Source organism: Paenibacillus sp. XP01, assembly GCF_057364885.1.
Genome location: NZ_CP139481.1, coordinates 2,925,295 through 2,941,482 on the forward strand (window position 1 = coordinate 2,925,295; position 16,188 = coordinate 2,941,482).

The following is a 16,188-nucleotide window of genomic DNA, read 5'->3' on the forward strand; positions in this document are numbered from 1 at the left end:
TACAGAATTCATAAAATTCCACAAAACCTTTTATATACTTAATTTGCTTGTTACAACGGACAAAGGACCAGGTGGTAGACAACATGTTAAAAAAACGGGATTTGCATGAATGTCATTCATTGTACAGTTTATTGACGGACCCCGCAGTTTCTCCCTACGTTCGTTATCAATGCCAATCGGTGGAAGAATACTTATTTCTGACCAAACAATTGATCGCCGAAGAAGAACAGCATACGGTCATTTCACGCACCATCCTGAATGAAGCCGGTCTGCCGATCGGAACCATTGATTTGTATCAGATCGTAAATAACACCGGGTTCCTGGCCACGTGGATCGGGGCGCCGTATTTTGGAAACGGGTACAGCCAGAGAGCGAAATCGGCCTTCTTTGTTGAATTGTTTCTCGAACATGCGATTGAAACGGTATTTTTAAAGATTCGCAAGCAAAACATTCGATCCAGCAAAGCAGCCCAAAAACTGCCGTATGTCAGATTAGCCAATGAATTGTTTCACGAAGTATACCAATCGGTTAATGCCGGAGAACCAATCTATGATCTGTACTATGTGGAACGGTCCGCCTTTATGGAGAGCCATATCGATCTGCACCAAGTGGTGGCAACGTAGCAACAGACATGAAAAGGAACCGCCATGTAAATTAAATTGTGGATCGTACTGATTCTGTATGGAGACTTGTTGGTTCAATGAATATAGTTTGTGCTATCAAAACAAAACGTTTGAAACGATAAAGGTTATCTTTTGCCTATTAGGCTAAAGTATGACCTTTTTTTGATGGATAGGCTCTGTTAAAGGTTTATAATTGACCATAATTGTAAAACTGTCTTGGTGATAAGGCTGTATTATGAGCTATTGAATTCATTTATATATGATGTCATGACTCTCTACTTTTCCGTCTTCATCAAAATGAAGTTGCAATAAATTAACCTTTACCCCTAATCCTGCACTTCCGATGTAGTACAAGAATTGTCGTGATGGTTCAGTTAACTTTTCTGCCGGTTCTCCAAGCAAGTCAATAATTTCATTCTCTGTCATACCCTTAAGTTTGTACTTACTTGTTAAACTGCTTATCATACCGTCTCTCTTCTCCGGTTCTTTATTCCACGTTTCTTGGTCAAAGTGGCTGCATGAACTAAGAATGAGTACCATTAGAAATGAAATGATAATTTTCTTCATCGGAACATCCTTTCAGTTAATCAAAAATAAGCAGAAAGCCGAAGCTTTGTGTTCCTGTCGGTGACAGTATGCAGGCACGATTTGACGAACATATCTTTCTTATTCGATGAGTTATTCTCATATTTCTTAGCCGTCTATTTAACGAAACCAAGCCAAGTGTGTGACTACTTCATCTTAAGGTTTAACAAAGCCAATGGATAAATAGTTATATTAAAATTTCAGACCAGGGACTGATCTGTCTCATCGCTTGTTTCGTTAGAATGGTCATATATTGAAAATGATGTTAACGATTCATCAAGATGATGAATCGGAAAGGTGGATCAGTGGCGAGTAGAAGAAGCAAAACAAAGAAGGCGGCGTGGCTCGTTGTCCTCGCTCTTATTCTAATCAGCGTGGTTGCGTTGGTTTTCCCGACGTGGACACCCGGTATTGAAGGAGAGCGCAGCATCAGCACCTTGGAGCAAATCGAGATTAACGGCTCGAAACATCGAATCATGATCCGCGGCCATGACCGCGATAATCCAGTGATTATTTTCGTGCATGGCGGTCCGGGATCGTCAGAAATCGCTTATGCCGCAAGCTTCCAGAACTTGTGGGAGCAACATTTCACCGTGGTCAATTATGATCAAAGGGCCAGTGGGGCCTCCTATCATTATTTTGAAAACTACGATGATTTGTCGTCCAAGGTGTTAGTCGAGGATTTGCTCGCTATTACCGACCATGTCTCCGAACGTTTGGGGCAAGACAAGGTCATCCTCATCGGTCATTCCTACGGTACATATGTCGCAGCGCAAGCTGCACAGCAAGCCCCTGAGAAATATACAGCTTACATCGGAATTGGGCAGCTTGGGAATGCGACGGAAAGCGAAATCGATGCATTGGAGTATGTCATCAACGAGGCGCGGCGGGTTGGCGATGAGGGGGATGTGCAGCATTTGGAGCAGATGTCTGAAGAAATCCGCAAAGGGACTGCCCTTACGCCGAGATCGTACGTAACCAAGTATGGCGGTGCTTCCAGCAGCGGGGAAATGCCTGACGGTAACGTGTTCGACATGGTTCTGGGGAGCGAGTATAACCTGCTGGATATCATCCGCTATTACGTTGGCATCCTGAGTCACCAACAAGTGCTTCTGGACGAGGTGTTTGACACTCCATTGTCCACGGTCGTGACAGAGCTTGACCTACCCGTATATTTCGTAATGGGTAAATATGATTATATGACTTCATCCGCTGCGGCCAGAACATACTTCGATCAGTTAAATGGCAAGCAAAAGCAATTCATTGCCTACGAAAATTCCGCCCACTTCCCGCATATTGAAGAAAAAGACAGATTCAGCGAGTGGATGATCACCACCTTTGCAGAGAACTAACCTATATAAGTAGAACGAATGATGGTTAAACGTAGCCACTGAGTGATGAGGAACATCTTCCGATCGCTGTTATCCCCACATTCCAAATGAGATCAGGTCAGCCGACAGGTTGGCCTTCTTTGTTGTTCCGTGAAGAAACTTGGCAGGCCGAGGTTGTAATCATATAAATTCACGTTGGAAATGATGATTCCTCCACGTCATTGAGACTTGTAAAATGAAGCTAATGATCATGACAAGGAGAGGTTTAAATGGAAAAATCAGACGTTTCATTACCGAAACAATCACGACCCTACCGCAATCATATTAACGATCCTTTCTGGTCACCGTATGTTGAGCTCGTTCGCAACGTCGTGGTTCCCTATCAATGGGAAGCGCTCAATGACCGGATCGAAGGGGCAGAACCCAGCCGGGCCATCCGAAATTTCCGCATTGCTGCCGGTGAAGAGGAGGGCGAATTCCATGGCATGGTATTTCAGGACAGTGATGTGGCCAAATGGATCGAGGCTTCTTCTTACCTGCTTGCTGCCAAAACCGACGAGGTGTTAGAGCAGCAGCTGGACGAAGTGATTCATACGATCGCTTGCGCGCAGCAGCCGGATGGCTATCTGAACACGTATTTTACGTTGAAAGAGCCGGGTCAACGCTGGACCAACTTGGCCGAATGCCATGAGCTCTATTGCGCCGGTCATATGATCGAGGCAGGTGTCGCCCACTATGGAGCAACAGGGAAACGCACCTTGTTGGACGTCGTCGTCCGGTTGGCTGACCACATCGTCGACGTATTTGGCCCCAAGCCGGGACAATTGCAAGGTTACGATGGTCACCAGGAAATTGAGCTGGCACTGTTCAAGCTCTACAAAGTGACCGGCAATGCGACGTATCTGGACCAGTGCCTGTATTTTCTCGATCAACGAGGTCAGCGGCCGCATTATTTCGTCCAAGAATGGGAAAAGCGTGGGAAAAGCGTACATTTCGGCGGACTGGATATGGTTCATCATCACGAATACTCGCAATCCCATCTGCCGGTACGTGAGCAAGACGCGGCTGTTGGGCATGCCGTCCGTCTGGTATATATGTGTTCTGCCATGGCTGACGCTGCGGCCGAGACGGGGGACGAGTCGTTGAAGCAGGCCTGCCGCCGGTTATGGAACAGCATCGTTGGCAAACGGATGTACATTACGGGAAGCATCGGTTCGTCCGCGAAAGAGGAAGCGTTTACAGGAGACTATGATTTGCCTGGAGATACGGCGTATGCCGAGACCTGTGCTTCGATCGGATTGATGTTTTTTGCTCGCCGCATGTTGAACCTGGAAGCGAACAGCATCTACGCCGACGTGATGGAACGTGCGCTGTACAACACCGTCATTAGCGGCATGTCTTTGGACGGCCGGCGTTTTTTTTACGTCAATCCGCTGGAGGTGCATCCGCATTTGCATCATGCCAATCCCAATTACAGCCACGTCCGTTCCCGGCGTCAAGGTTGGTTCGGTTGTGCATGCTGCCCGCCGAACATTGCCCGGTTATTGGCATCACTCGATCAATATGTGTACACGGTCAGTGAAAATGAATCGACATTGCATGTACAACTTTATATCGGAGGAGAAGGCGTTTTCTGCGTAAACGGGAACGAGATTCATGTACAGATGGAGTCGGACTATGCTTCGCAAGGAAAAGTGACGATGAGGTTCACTCCACAAACTTCGCATGACGTCCACTTTATTCTTGCACTGCGCAAGCCGGGCTGGAGCGGTACTCCTGAGATCTCCATCAATGGTGAGCTGGATCCGAGCGTTGAAATGGATGAAGATGGTTACATTCGTCTGGAGCGTTTATGGGCTGCGGGGGATGAAGTGCAGATCCTGTTTCCGATGCATGTGCTGCGGATGAAAGGCCACGAGGGCATACAGGATACGTTTGGCCGGGTAGCCGTGCAGCGGGGACCGTTTATGTACTGTCTGGAAGAAGCCGACAACGGGGAAGGCCTGTATCGGATTTATTTGCCGCGCGAGAATGAATTCAGGGTGGGGAGCGGTCAGGGGAATCCCATGAACGTGCCGGACCTGACCATTGCTGCCAAAAGGATGCAGACGGATGAAGCATGGGGCGGCCAACTGTATCGCAGCGATGCGAAATGAGGGTTTGGATTCACGAGTGGCATGGTGACGGACTTCACTGAGAGGGGGGGGATCGGCGCTGTAGCGATACGGGAATGTGGAAAAGAAAGATGATCCGAGGGTGATGAAGAGGAGGTATGCGCATGCAAGGTAAAAATGCCGATGAAGAAGCCGGAGCTCTGCCTGTACCGGAAGTCGACGCAGAATCTCCGAGCGAATCGCCAACCAATCATCCAGTCGATGAAGTGCCCGTGGATGAAGCCGTCATTCAATCCATTGCCGACACGGAAATCACGGTTACCGTTGGCGAACCGATTCCATTGCCGGATGTCGTCGCCGTCACCTACACGGATGGCAGGGATTTACCTGTCGTATGGGAGCGCATTGCGGAAGAACAGCTTGCATCCCCGGGAACGTTTGCGTTGCAAGGGACTTTAAAAGGCAAGGATTTGAAGGTCGCGGCGACGATCAAGGTTGTGGCCAAAGCCGAATAATGACATGATTTTGGCGTAGCGGGTCACAAGACCGCCTGATGACATGAAGGCAAGCTGTTTGCGGCAGCATGCACCCTAGTCATCAGGCGGTTATTTGGCGTGCATTTGCTGAATAACGCTCGGTCTTTTGTCACGATTTTGCGGTCATTTCGATACCGGTGAATTTGCTGCGGAAGGTAGAAGGAGAGATGCCTTCTTTTTTCGAAAAACAGGAGGAAAAATAGGAAACATGATTGAAACCGACCTCTTCCGCGATGCGGGAGATAGACCACGCCGTCTGCAGCAGCAGTTTTTTGGCCTGTTCCAGCCGATAATGAAGCAAATACTCCATCGGGGTCATGCCATAGACCTTAAGCATGCTGCGAGCCAAATAATTTGGATGATAGTTAAGGTCCTGTTGCAATAGGGGGTTAGAGATGGGATGGGTATAGTTTTGGCGAATATATAGTTCGATTTTTTCGGCGATCCGGATCGCCGTGGCATCCGCCAGCGAAGACAGGCCAAGGTCAAGGTGCTGCATGAATTGCTGAAACGCGGCTTGGCGCTTCCAATTGCGCATGGATTGCGGTTCCTGATCGAGCTGGGAGAAGTGCTCAAGCATCTCCATTTCTTTGGGGGAGATTTTCATATGTTTTGGAATAAAGATGGAGCAGACGTCGCAGTGGTTCAAGTACGCGCTTTTTTTGTGGCTCTCCATCAGCTGCGCCTGGTTTGCCAGACACTCGTCCATATCGGCCGATTCTTTCCAGCTCCCATAGGTTTGAAAATGAATCCAGATCAATTCGGTCTCTGCTTCGCACGGAGCGCTGCCATAATGATGCCCATCCGGCTTGAGGATGAGGGCTTCGCCTGCGCGCAGGAGCCATTCGATCCCGTTTTCACCCAGGGCCAGCGTGCCCTTGGTAACGACAACCAGGTCAAAAACACCGATATCGCTGCGGCTGATATGATGCTCGCCTGCTTCGTAACGGGCGCGTCCGCAATCAATGAAATAGGGGATCGGCGGGGTGATGAAATGAAGGATGGGCGAGTTCAAACAGGGCACCTCCAACAGGTTGGAATATTTAAAATTCATGTTGGCATCGAGCATTTCCTTTTTATGATACAGCAAGTAACATAGAAAATAAAGCGCTACCATTTAGAAGTTATAGGCCACACATCGGTTTGGAATCCATGATGGAAAAGGGGACTGGGACATGAAAAAACAGTTGATTTGGGTTGGGGTTTTCCTGCTGGTCATGATGACTGCCCTGGCAGGCTGCAGCGCAAAACCGGAAGCGTCCGACGGGACGGGGGAACCGGCTGCAGGCGGCGAAACCAAGCTGATATTTTGGACGTTTGTGGATGCACACCAGAAGTTTTACGAGAGCATGGCAGAGAGCTGGAATGAAGAACATCCGAACCAGCGCATCGTGCTCGAAGCAACGACGATTCCTTATGATGACATGCACACCAAGCTGCTTCTGGCACTGCAGTCAGGCGTTGGGGCACCGGATCTGGTGGACATCGAACAGAGCAAATTCCCGAATTTCATGAAAGGCGTGCCACAGCTCGTCGATCTGACGGACATGATTACGCCGGAGCTGAATAACATTGTACAGTCGCGGGTGGACATCTACAGCAAGGACGGGAAGTACTATGGCATCGACTACCATGTCGGAGCAACGGTCATGTATTACAACCAGGACATTTTGAACGAAGCCGGGGTTAACCCGGATGAGATCAAGACGTGGAGCGATTTTCAAAAAGCTGCGCATATTGTGCTCGAAAAAACGGGCAAACCGATGATCACGTTCGAAGGCAACGGGAACTGGTCGTGGTGGCCTGCCATCAGTCAACAGAAGTCCGATCAGATTGACGAAAACGGCAATGTGACGGTCAATGCAACAATTAACGTGAAGACGATGCAATTTTTCCAACAGATGGTGAAGGATGGCGTAGCGGCTGTTGCTCCTGGAGCCGGACATGATACGGAAGAATATTTCGGATATATGAATCAGGGAAATGCGGCGGCCGTGTTTATGCCGTTCTGGTTCATGAACCGTTTTACTGACCATATTCCCGACCTGAAAGGTAAAATGATCATTCGCCCGATGCCGGCCTGGGAAGAAGGCGGCAACCGTTCTGCGGGCATGGGAGGCACCGCCACTTCGATCACGAACCAATCGAAATCCGCGGATTTGGCTCAACAATTCCTGGCCTACGCGAAGCTGTCGAAGGAAGGCAACCTCCAGATTTGGAAGCAGCTCGGCTTCGATCCGATCCGTACCGACGTCTGGACGGATGCAGCGATGAAGGAGACCAACAAATTCACCGAATATTTCGGAGCGGATATTTTTGATACACTGCTGACGGTAAAAGACGAGATCGCGCCGGTGCATATTCGGGAGAAATCGCCGGAAGTGTTCGATGCGGTCCGCAACAAGGCCATTCCGGACATTTTCATTAATATGAAGGACCCCGAGCAAGTCCTGAATGACGTGCAGGCAGAATTAACGCGGTAGAAAGACATGAAACAACGGGCAGCCCGGAAAGGTGAATGCAAAATGCGAGCGGCTGCCCGCAACATGTTTGATTCATGGATTTTAGATAAACAGGGTGGAGGTTGATTCCGTGCAGCTTCACAATGAAACGCAGGTTCGGGCACAGGTCAGGTTTCGTTCAAGACGTAAATGGAATGCCCGGACATGGGCGCCGTATCTGTTCGTGATGCCGTTTATCGTGTCGTTTTTAATCTTTTTTGCTTATCCGCTATATCGCGCAGGCATGATGAGTTTCCAGCAGGTGTTGCCTGGTGATGTGCAGTTTGTGGGGGTGGAGAATTATCGCAAGCTATGGAACGCCGATTTCGGGACAGCGCTCTGGAACAGCACGCGGTATACGTTCTGGACGATGCTGCTCTTAATTCCCGTTCCGCTGGTGCTGGCCGTTTTGCTCAATTCGAGCCGCATGCTGGCCCGCAATCTGTTCCGTTCCGCGCTGTTCATTCCCGCATTGACCTCCGTCGTGGTGGCCGGGGTTATTTTCAGATTGATTTTCGGCGAACTGGATGGCGCACTGATGAATACCATCTTGAACACCTTTGGCATTCCTAGCCAGCAATGGCTGTACAGCTCGTCCCTTGCCATGGTGGCCCTCGTAGTGCTTGCCGGTTGGCGCTGGATCGGAATCAACATGCTGTATTTCCTTTCCGCATTGCAGAGCATACCCAAGGATCTATATGAGGCGGCGGATATCGACGGCGCAGGGGTGCTGCAAAAGTTTACCCGGATCACGGTGCCGATGCTGAAACCGATTACGATCTATGTTATCACGATAACGTTATACGGCGGTTATGCCATGTTTACGGAAAGTTACATGCTGTGGGCAGGCAAGCCTTCTCCGCAGCATATCGGTTTGACGATGGTGGGTTACATTTACGAGCAAGGGTTCCAATACTTCAACCTTGGCTTCGGCGCGGCCATCGGCATCACGCTGCTGGGCATTACGCTCGTGATCAGCATGCTTCAGCTGACGATGCTTGGCATGTTCAGAAAGGAGGATTGAGATGAGACAGCGATGGGCTTCCAAACGAATCACGCCTACCTCCGTCCTACTTTTCCTGGTCTTTGCCGCACTTGCCGTGCTTATGCTGTTTCCGCTCTATGCGCTAATGCTGGCCTCGATCAAACCTGCTACGGAGCTGTTCCGTTACGGCCTTAACGTCAGGCTGGATTGGAGCATCATGAACCTGGATAACTATCGGGCCATCTTTGCCGGAGAAGGAGCGGCGGGGAATTATTTTACCTGGTACAAGAACAGTCTGGTCATAACAGCGCTGTTTACCGTCTTGAGCCTGTTGTTTTCTTCAATGGTTGGTTATGGTCTCGGTGTGTATCGGTTCAAAGGTCGGAATCTGATCTTTACACTGGTGCTTGTCGTCATGATGATTCCGATGGAAATTATTGTGCTGCCGCTGTATGAGCTGACCATTTCGCTGAAACTGATCAATACGGTCTGGGGTGTGATTCTGCCGTTCGTCGTGGCTCCGCTGCCGATCTTTTTCTTCCGTCAGTTCGCGCAGGGTTTGCCCAAAGATTTCATGGATGCGGGCAGAATCGATGGCTGTACGGAGTTTGGCATCTTTTTCCGCATCATGATGCCGCTTATGACGCCGGCATTCGGCGCGATTGCGATTTTGCAGGCGATGAACAGCTGGAACAACTTCCTGTGGCCGCTCATCGTGCTTCGTACGACAGAACAGTTTACGCTGCCGATTGGACTGGCATCATTCGTATCGCCGCTCGGAAATAATTATGAGGCATTGATTGCCGGAGCTGTGCTCGCCATTGTGCCGATCCTTGTGCTGTTTCTGTTTTTCCAGCGATACTTTATCGCCGGCCTGACGGTTGGGGGAGTTAAAGGATGATTCGCGGTACCGAGTCAACTACAAAATCCAAAAGGACGCTACTGACATCACGTTGTCAGTAGCGTTCTTTTATAATAATGCTATACAAAACCGTAAAAAACATCCACACGTTAACGGAGAGAGGCAGAACCGATCTGAAGAAGCGAAGCGTTCTATATAGGTTGAACTAGAAATTTACACGAAAACGGAGGGGGCAGAAAGAATCTGGAGAAGCAGAGCTAAAAGCTTTCTGTAAGAAAGCTCCATCGAAAGCATACGCTTCGTGTTTATCACCGGATTTTCCCTTTGAAAAAGGGAATCAAAAAAATCAGGGGATAATAGCGATCGGAAGATGATTCTGACCACGCAGTGACTCTGTGTAAAAATCATTGGTTCATGCTACTGACTCGACTCGCAGTGGCCTAGTGTGATTGATTATTGCGGTTTAAATAGACGCACAAAAGGAGGCACCCCCAAGATGACGATGTCCCAACATGATATATTGAATGATCTGAAAAAAAACCCGGAGCATCGAAAGCGCCGATACTGGATCGGCTGTGTCTCGGAATCCCATGCGAAGCACGGAGTCGAACAAGGGATCGGACAGACCTGCCACGGCAAAGCGGCCAAATTGAAGCAAATGAGTGAAGGAGACTACCTGATCTACTACTCGCCGCGCACAGACATGATGAATGGTGAGCCATTGCAGGCGTTTACGGCGTTGGGCCGGGTTGCCGACAATTCGGTCTACTTGTTTCGAATGAGCGAGACGTTTGTTCCTTATCGCCGAAAGATCCAATACGTTTCCTGCCGAAACGTAAGCATCAGAGGACTTCTCCATAAGCTCTCGTTTACCCGAGACCGGTGCAACTGGGGACAAGTCTTCCGATACGGACAATTTGAAGTCAGCGAAGACGATTTCATGATGATTGCGAATGAAATGCTGTCAGAGGACCATGGATTTCATGTTGAGCCTTCGGAAGAACAGATGACTTTGTTCTGAGTTCTTTTAAAAAGTCGCCATGTGCGGCTTTTTTTTGTACCCCTCAAGAATTCATGGATTATCCTGTTTCATGAGAGCTTTCTCTTTGCTTTTTGCGATAGTCATTGGGACTGCATCCCATTTCCTGTTTAAACAGCTTGGTGAAGTGCGAATAGTTGGTATACCCCACATGTCTGGCAATGGCATGGACCGATTGCGTGGTCGTTTCCAGAAGATGCCGGGCGGCGGCAAGACGGGTGTGAATGACATAATTGCCGAGTGATATGCCCATCTCTTTCTTGAACAGCCTTGCGAGATAATCCGGGTTCAGGTAGACCAGATCCCCGAGGCTGTTTCGTGTCAGATCTTCTCCGTAATGAGTGCGTATATAATGGGTAATCTCGTGTACAACCGACTTCGGCTGCTCGGCAGCATTCAGATATTCCGCAGCCGTATTGACCAGGTAGGCAATGTAGGCTTGCATATCTTCAATCGAATGCAGGGATTGCATGAACAGTTGATCATTCGTTTTGCCCATGTACAGCTTGTGGACTTCAATTTCCTTGCTTTTCAATTGGGCATACACCAGCTGCACCAGATCAAGACGCAGCAGGCTCAGAACAGCGGTGCCTACAATGCCTTCGTGTACAAGCTGATGCATATAACGACCGGTTTCATCCAGAAAGGACTGGAATCGGTGTTCGTTTAGCAATTGCTCGAGCAATCCCAGGTCAGGCGGTGTGTAATTCAATTGGGGCCTGTTATAGTTTTCCAGCAAAAAGGTCTGGTTGCGGTGTTTGATTCGCTCTTCATTCATTAACAACAGCTCGTTCACCGTATGGCGAATCTGCCCCAGCGGCAGAGAGAAGCCGATACTGCAGCAGGCATCCGATTTCAGGTAATTGTTCACCTCCGGGATGAACGAGCGGCACATGGATTCGATGAGCTGTCCATCCGGTAACCTGTTCCATTTTAGAATAACGATCCAGTTATGATCCTTGATCTCGGTTATGGCTTCAATCGAAAATAAAGCGTCCTGAAACCGTTCGACCATCACGTTCAAACACGCATAATCAAACAGATTTTTGTCGGTTTTGCCCAGCGTATGATCATATGGAAACAGGTTCACCAGAATAGGAAGAAATAGGTCCGTTGCTTCGTAAGGCCAATTTTGCTCCGTCAAAAAAGCAGAAACATCGGCGGGGTCAGACAGCACGACTTTACCGGAGATGAGCCTGCGCCAGCTGTCCTCGATGAGCTTGCTTCTATTTTTCTGCCACAGCTCGCCTTCATCAATGGCCTTCTTAATAAACTGCTGATCCCTGGCTTTGGCAACCGCCTTTTGAATAATCAGAGTCAGCTTGTCGAATTCGATCGGCTTTAGAAAATAATCAAAACTTTGCAGCTCGATCGCTTTCTGCGCATAGTTGAAATCGGCATAATTGGTGAGAAAGATCGTCTGTACGCTGTGCGACTCCTCCCGGACCCATGCGAGCAGCTCGAGCCCGCTTCCCTGGGGCATCTCAATATCGCATATCAAAATCTGAACCGGATGGTTTCGCAAAATTTCTTTGGCTTGCGCAATATTGTAGGCCGTGAAGATCGTGTCGATCCCGAGGGCCCCCCAGTCGATTTTCTTTTCCAAAGCCATGACAACAAAGTAATCATCGTCAACCAGCAATGCATTCATGGTTTGCCACCTCTCCCGAAGGTTCTGAATTCAGTAAGATTTTAGGCAAGGAAAGCGTGATTCGCGCACCGCTTGCGTCGTTTGCAAACGTAATCGTCGCTTCATGCCGATACAGCAGCTCCAAACGTTGAATGGTATTCATAATGCCGATCCGGTTGCCGCCGGTTTGTTCCAGTGCTTCCCCGCGCACCAATGCGTCAAGAATTTCCGGACTGAATCCGGGTCCCGTGTCGGAGATCTGGATGAGCACAACATCGCCATGCTCTCGCCGCTCTTGCGTTACGGACAACGTAATACATAATTCCCGATCCCGCGAGACGCCGTATTTGACGGCATTTTCAATAAATGTCTGTATAACAAGCGGTGGCACAGCGACACCCGTGATCCCCTCGGACTGTTCGATCCGATAGGAGAAAGCATCCCGGTAACGTGATTTCTGGATGTCCAGAAACGTTCTCGCATGTTCGATTTCATTCTCCAGCAGAACGAAATTATCTCCGCTTTGAAAGATATAACGGAAATATCGGGACGTAGCCAGGGCCATGCTTTCAATCTCTTTATACATTTGCATCTGCGCCATACTGTACATGCTCGTCAGGCAATTCAGAAAAAAGTGGGGTTTGATCTGTAACTTCATATAATCCAAACGTATTTTTTGTTTCTCCAATTCCTGCTCGTAGCGATCAATCTTGAATCGTTTAATCTGGCCCACCAGTTCCTTGAACTGTGCATTGACCTGCTCCAGTTCCATAATCCGGCTGCTTTTGAGGTCTGCTGCCTCATCGCCTTCGTTAATGAGGGCTAGATTTTTGGAAAATCGCTGAATGGGAACAAGCAGATTTGTTCTGAAAAACATTAGGATTGCGCTTAATGAGCAGGTTACAATCAGAAAAAGCAGCATGATGAGCAGCTGAGCCACCATGATTTTCTCAAATGCACCAAACTTGATGACCATACGCGCGCTGAAATCCGCATTCGAGAAGTCGCTGCTGACGACATTGTGCGATTGGAGCACATCCATGAAGGAAGGCTGCGGGTCTGCCGTGTTTTCTCCGCTGGCAGGTCCGGAAAGCTGCATGCCGTTCTCATCCACCAGGGAGGCGTATCCGTTGGCGCCCAGATTCATTTGCTGCAATGGGGCAATGAGATCATCTGCAGATATCAACGCGATAAGATACCGATTGTAGTACGGCGCAATATTGATCAGATAAGAAGTACCGTTCACGTGGATAGGCGTCCAGTGGGAGTAGAACTTCTCATATACCCCTTTTTCACGAGTCAAGGTGATGATCTGTCTTTTCACTTCCGAATAGTCCGAATAAGAGATGCTTATTGGCGCACAGTTGAGGAAGTATTCGCTGCTTTCCAAATAATAAAAGAAATTGTAGGACTGGCTATAGTTTCGCTGCAGTTCGGCAAAAAGCTTATGCAGCTTCTCATTGGACTTCAGAAATGGAATGCTGTTTACGCCATACGTATTCATCGTGTCGAGATTTTCGTCGTTGGCCAGCGTCCATCCCATGAAATGATTAATGTAGGCAAAATCATGATTAATGCGATTAATGTACAAATCAGCGGTATTTTGCAAATATTGGGCGGATTGCTGCTTGACCAGGGAGATCGAAGCGATGCTGATGATCAGGTCCAGAACGAACACGACAAATGAAATGACGAACATCATGCGAATGTAATGCCGAATGGGATAGGGCTTGATGGCGTTCAGGTTTGCCATGAACAATGCACCCGCTTTCTGGATTGCTTCGTTATGAATGCGCTTTAATATCTCAGGAATAGTATAAAACCTTTGCTTGAAAAAAGCATAAAGATTTGCTTTTTTGGGGTTCAGAAGTCCGGAATACACATATGAAAGTCCGGATCGCGATATGTTTTGTGCCAGCAAGCATTCGGGTTACGCATAAGCGTTCAAAAAAGGAACATCAGAAGTCCGAATACCGTCCCTAGGGGTCCGATATAGCGAAGGGGAAGTCGTTTATACTGAAGCTAATCCAGCGCTGACAGGTCCAAGCGGGAAAGCAGCACCAGTATATGTACGGGAGGGAAGGGAAAACCATGAGGACCAATGCACTTTATTTAGGAAAAACAATGGAGAGAATCAGGCGTAATTGGGGGCTTTACGTTTTACTTTTTCCGGCTGTTCTGTTAACACTGTTATTCGCCTATAAGCCGATGTACGGCGTCATCATCGCATTTAAGGATTATAGTCCGGCGTCGGGAATCGGAGGCAGCCCATGGGCGGGGTTCAAGTACTTTGAAAAGTTTTTTCATTCCTATCAATTTACCAATACGATTCGGAATACACTTGTGATCAGTCTGTACAGCTTGGCTACGTTTCCGATCCCGATTATGCTTGCGCTTCTGGTGAACCAGATGAGAGCAGGGAGGTTTAAAAAGTTTTTCCAGACCGTCTCCTATATGCCTCACTTTATATCAACGGTAGTTATGGTCGGATTGATGCTGATTCTGCTCTCGCCCAGTACGGGGCTCGTCGGCAATGTGTATCAGCTGTTTGGAGCACAAGCACCGGACTTAATGGGCTCATCGGCTCTGTTCAGCAGCGTGTATGTGTGGTCTGACGTGTGGCAGCATGTCGGTTGGGACAGCATCATCTATATTGCCGCGTTGTCTGCCGTAGATCCAAGCCTCTATGAAGCGGCAACGGTCGATGGGGCAAGCCGGTGGCACAAGATTCGTTATATTGATATTCCGATGCTGATGCCGACGGCGATCACGCTGCTCATTCTGCGAATGGGCGGACTACTGGGCGTAGGATTTGAGAAGGTCTATCTCATGCAGAATGACTTGAACATCCTCTCCAGTGAGATTCTGTCCACGTATGTCTACAAAATCGGTTTGCTGAGCAGTCAATACAGCTTCTCCTCGGCGATCAACCTGTTTAATACGGTGATTAATTTCATTTTGCTTATTCTGGTCAATCAGTTGTCCAAGAAATACAGCGAGAACAGCCTATGGTAGAGGGGAGAGAAACCAAATGAGCGTTATGGAGCCGGCCGCTATGACCAGAACTCCCCGAGTGAAGCGACGATCACGCATGACGGTTGGAGAGGCCGTGCTGTATGCCTTTGCCATTCTTTTTCTGATTGCGGTCATTTACCCGATTTATTTTATCGTCATCGCCTCCTTCAGCGATCCTTCCGCTGTGGCTAACGGACAGGTGTGGTTCTTCCCCAAAGGTTTTACGCTGGAAGGATATAAGGAACTGCTGCGGCATGACAATATCTGGATCGGATATCGAAATACCATTCTATACACGGTGGTAGGAACGTTGATCGGACTTGTCGTTAATATTTCGGCGGCTTATGCCTTATCGAGAAAGGATCTGGTCGGCCGAAAATTTTTCTCGCTGTTCTTTATTTTTACGATGTTCTTTAGCGGCGGATTGATTCCAACCTTCCTGACCATTCGCGATTTTCATCTCTACAACACGTTTCTGGTGATGGTGCTTCCGTTCTCTGTGGTGGTGTTCGATATGATCGTCGCCCGGACCTTCTTCCAGACCAGCATTCCCGGGGATTTATGGGAAGCCGCCCAGATCGATGGCTGCGGTAATCTGCGGTATTTTGCGTTGATTGTACTGCCGCTGTCCAAAGCGATCATCGCGGTTCTGGGATTATGGATTGCCGTAGGGTATTGGAATTCATATTTTAATGCCCTGATCTATCTGAAAGACCCTAATCTGTATCCGCTTCAATTGATCCTGCGGAACATTCTCATCACGAATCAGATGCAATCCGGCATGGGAACCGGAGAAGCTGCGCAAGTCGCCCTGCGTCTTGCCAATCTGATGAGATATTCCGTGATTATTATCGCCACGATTCCGATCATGTGCGTCTATCCGTTCATCCAAAAGTATTTCAATCAGGGGGTGATGATCGGCGCAGTGAAAGAATAAGGCAGATGATCATTCATTACGAATCAAGGA

At 48.6% G+C, this 16,188-nt stretch carries 14 protein-coding genes; 10 read left to right on the top strand and 4 right to left on the bottom strand.

All coding sequences use genetic code 11. The features are described from left to right. Positions 1-83 precede the first annotated feature (83 nt). The gene (locus tag SNR34_RS13505; protein WP_486182124.1) at positions 84-623 is read left to right on the top strand and encodes a GNAT family N-acetyltransferase; all 540 of its coding nucleotides are present in this window, start codon (positions 84-86) and stop codon (positions 621-623) included. Positions 624-872: 249 nt separating this feature from the next. On the opposite strand, the gene SNR34_RS13510 is transcribed toward SNR34_RS13505, so the two are convergent. Then, positions 873-1,190: a hypothetical protein gene (locus SNR34_RS13510; RefSeq protein ID WP_486182125.1), complete on the bottom strand. Its 318-nt coding sequence runs from the start codon at positions 1,188-1,190 to the stop codon at positions 873-875. A gap of 302 nt (positions 1,191-1,492) precedes the next feature. Here SNR34_RS13510 and SNR34_RS13515 point away from each other — a divergent pair, with 302 nt between their 5' ends. From SNR34_RS13515 to SNR34_RS13525, 3 genes are all read left to right on the top strand, one after another. After that, positions 1,493-2,560, top strand: a complete 1,068-nt coding sequence (locus tag SNR34_RS13515; RefSeq protein WP_486182126.1) for an alpha/beta fold hydrolase — start codon at positions 1,493-1,495, stop codon at positions 2,558-2,560. A 248-nt stretch (positions 2,561-2,808) separates the two neighbouring features. Continuing rightward, a complete protein-coding gene (locus SNR34_RS13520) occupies positions 2,809-4,695 on the top strand; it encodes a glycoside hydrolase family 127 protein (RefSeq protein WP_486182127.1) in 1,887 nt (628 codons plus the stop codon). Positions 4,696-4,817: 122 nt separating this feature from the next. Next, positions 4,818-5,168 (top strand): Ig-like domain-containing protein, encoded by a 351-nt coding sequence (locus SNR34_RS13525; protein WP_486182128.1) that lies wholly within the window; start codon positions 4,818-4,820, stop codon positions 5,166-5,168. Between the two features lie 130 nt (positions 5,169-5,298). Here SNR34_RS13525 and SNR34_RS13530 read toward each other — a convergent pair whose 3' ends face one another. Then, a complete protein-coding gene (locus tag SNR34_RS13530) occupies positions 5,299-6,243 on the bottom strand; it encodes a helix-turn-helix transcriptional regulator (protein WP_486182129.1) in 945 nt (314 codons plus the stop codon). Positions 6,244-6,364: 121 nt separating this feature from the next. Between SNR34_RS13530 and SNR34_RS13535 the strand changes: the two genes are divergently transcribed. The 4 genes from SNR34_RS13535 to SNR34_RS13550 all read left to right on the top strand — a co-directional run bounded on the left by SNR34_RS13535 (position 6,365) and on the right by SNR34_RS13550 (position 10,558). Then, entirely contained in the window at positions 6,365-7,672 is a 1,308-nt protein-coding gene (locus SNR34_RS13535; RefSeq protein WP_486182130.1) for an ABC transporter substrate-binding protein, read from the top strand. 109 nt (positions 7,673-7,781) lie between these two features. Further along, on the top strand, positions 7,782-8,714 hold the full coding sequence (locus SNR34_RS13540) for a carbohydrate ABC transporter permease (protein WP_486182131.1): 933 nt from the start codon (positions 7,782-7,784) through the stop codon (positions 8,712-8,714). Between the two features lies 1 nt (position 8,715). Next, positions 8,716-9,576: a carbohydrate ABC transporter permease gene (locus SNR34_RS13545; RefSeq protein ID WP_339277951.1), complete on the top strand. Its 861-nt coding sequence runs from the start codon at positions 8,716-8,718 to the stop codon at positions 9,574-9,576. A gap of 457 nt (positions 9,577-10,033) precedes the next feature. Next, entirely contained in the window at positions 10,034-10,558 is a 525-nt protein-coding gene (locus tag SNR34_RS13550; protein WP_486182132.1) for an EVE domain-containing protein, read from the top strand. 58 nt (positions 10,559-10,616) lie between these two features. Here the strand turns inward: SNR34_RS13550 and SNR34_RS13555 are convergent, their stop codons facing one another. Both SNR34_RS13555 and SNR34_RS13560 read right to left on the bottom strand, forming a co-directional pair. Then, positions 10,617-12,227, bottom strand: a complete 1,611-nt coding sequence (locus tag SNR34_RS13555; protein ID WP_486182133.1) for a response regulator transcription factor — start codon at positions 12,225-12,227, stop codon at positions 10,617-10,619. Beyond that, on the bottom strand, positions 12,208-13,959 hold the full coding sequence (locus tag SNR34_RS13560) for a cache domain-containing sensor histidine kinase (RefSeq protein WP_343260815.1): 1,752 nt from the start codon (positions 13,957-13,959) through the stop codon (positions 12,208-12,210). Before SNR34_RS13560 ends, SNR34_RS13555 begins: the two co-directional genes overlap by 20 nt. Positions 13,960-14,330: 371 nt before the next feature. On the opposite strand from SNR34_RS13560, the gene SNR34_RS13565 reads away from it, so the two are divergent. Both SNR34_RS13565 and SNR34_RS13570 read left to right on the top strand, forming a co-directional pair. Continuing rightward, the gene (locus SNR34_RS13565) at positions 14,331-15,221 is read left to right on the top strand and encodes an ABC transporter permease (RefSeq protein ID WP_236416895.1); all 891 of its coding nucleotides are present in this window, start codon (positions 14,331-14,333) and stop codon (positions 15,219-15,221) included. A gap of 25 nt (positions 15,222-15,246) precedes the next feature. Continuing rightward, entirely contained in the window at positions 15,247-16,158 is a 912-nt protein-coding gene (locus SNR34_RS13570) for a carbohydrate ABC transporter permease (RefSeq protein WP_486182454.1), read from the top strand. The last annotated feature ends 30 nt before the right edge of the window (positions 16,159-16,188 follow it).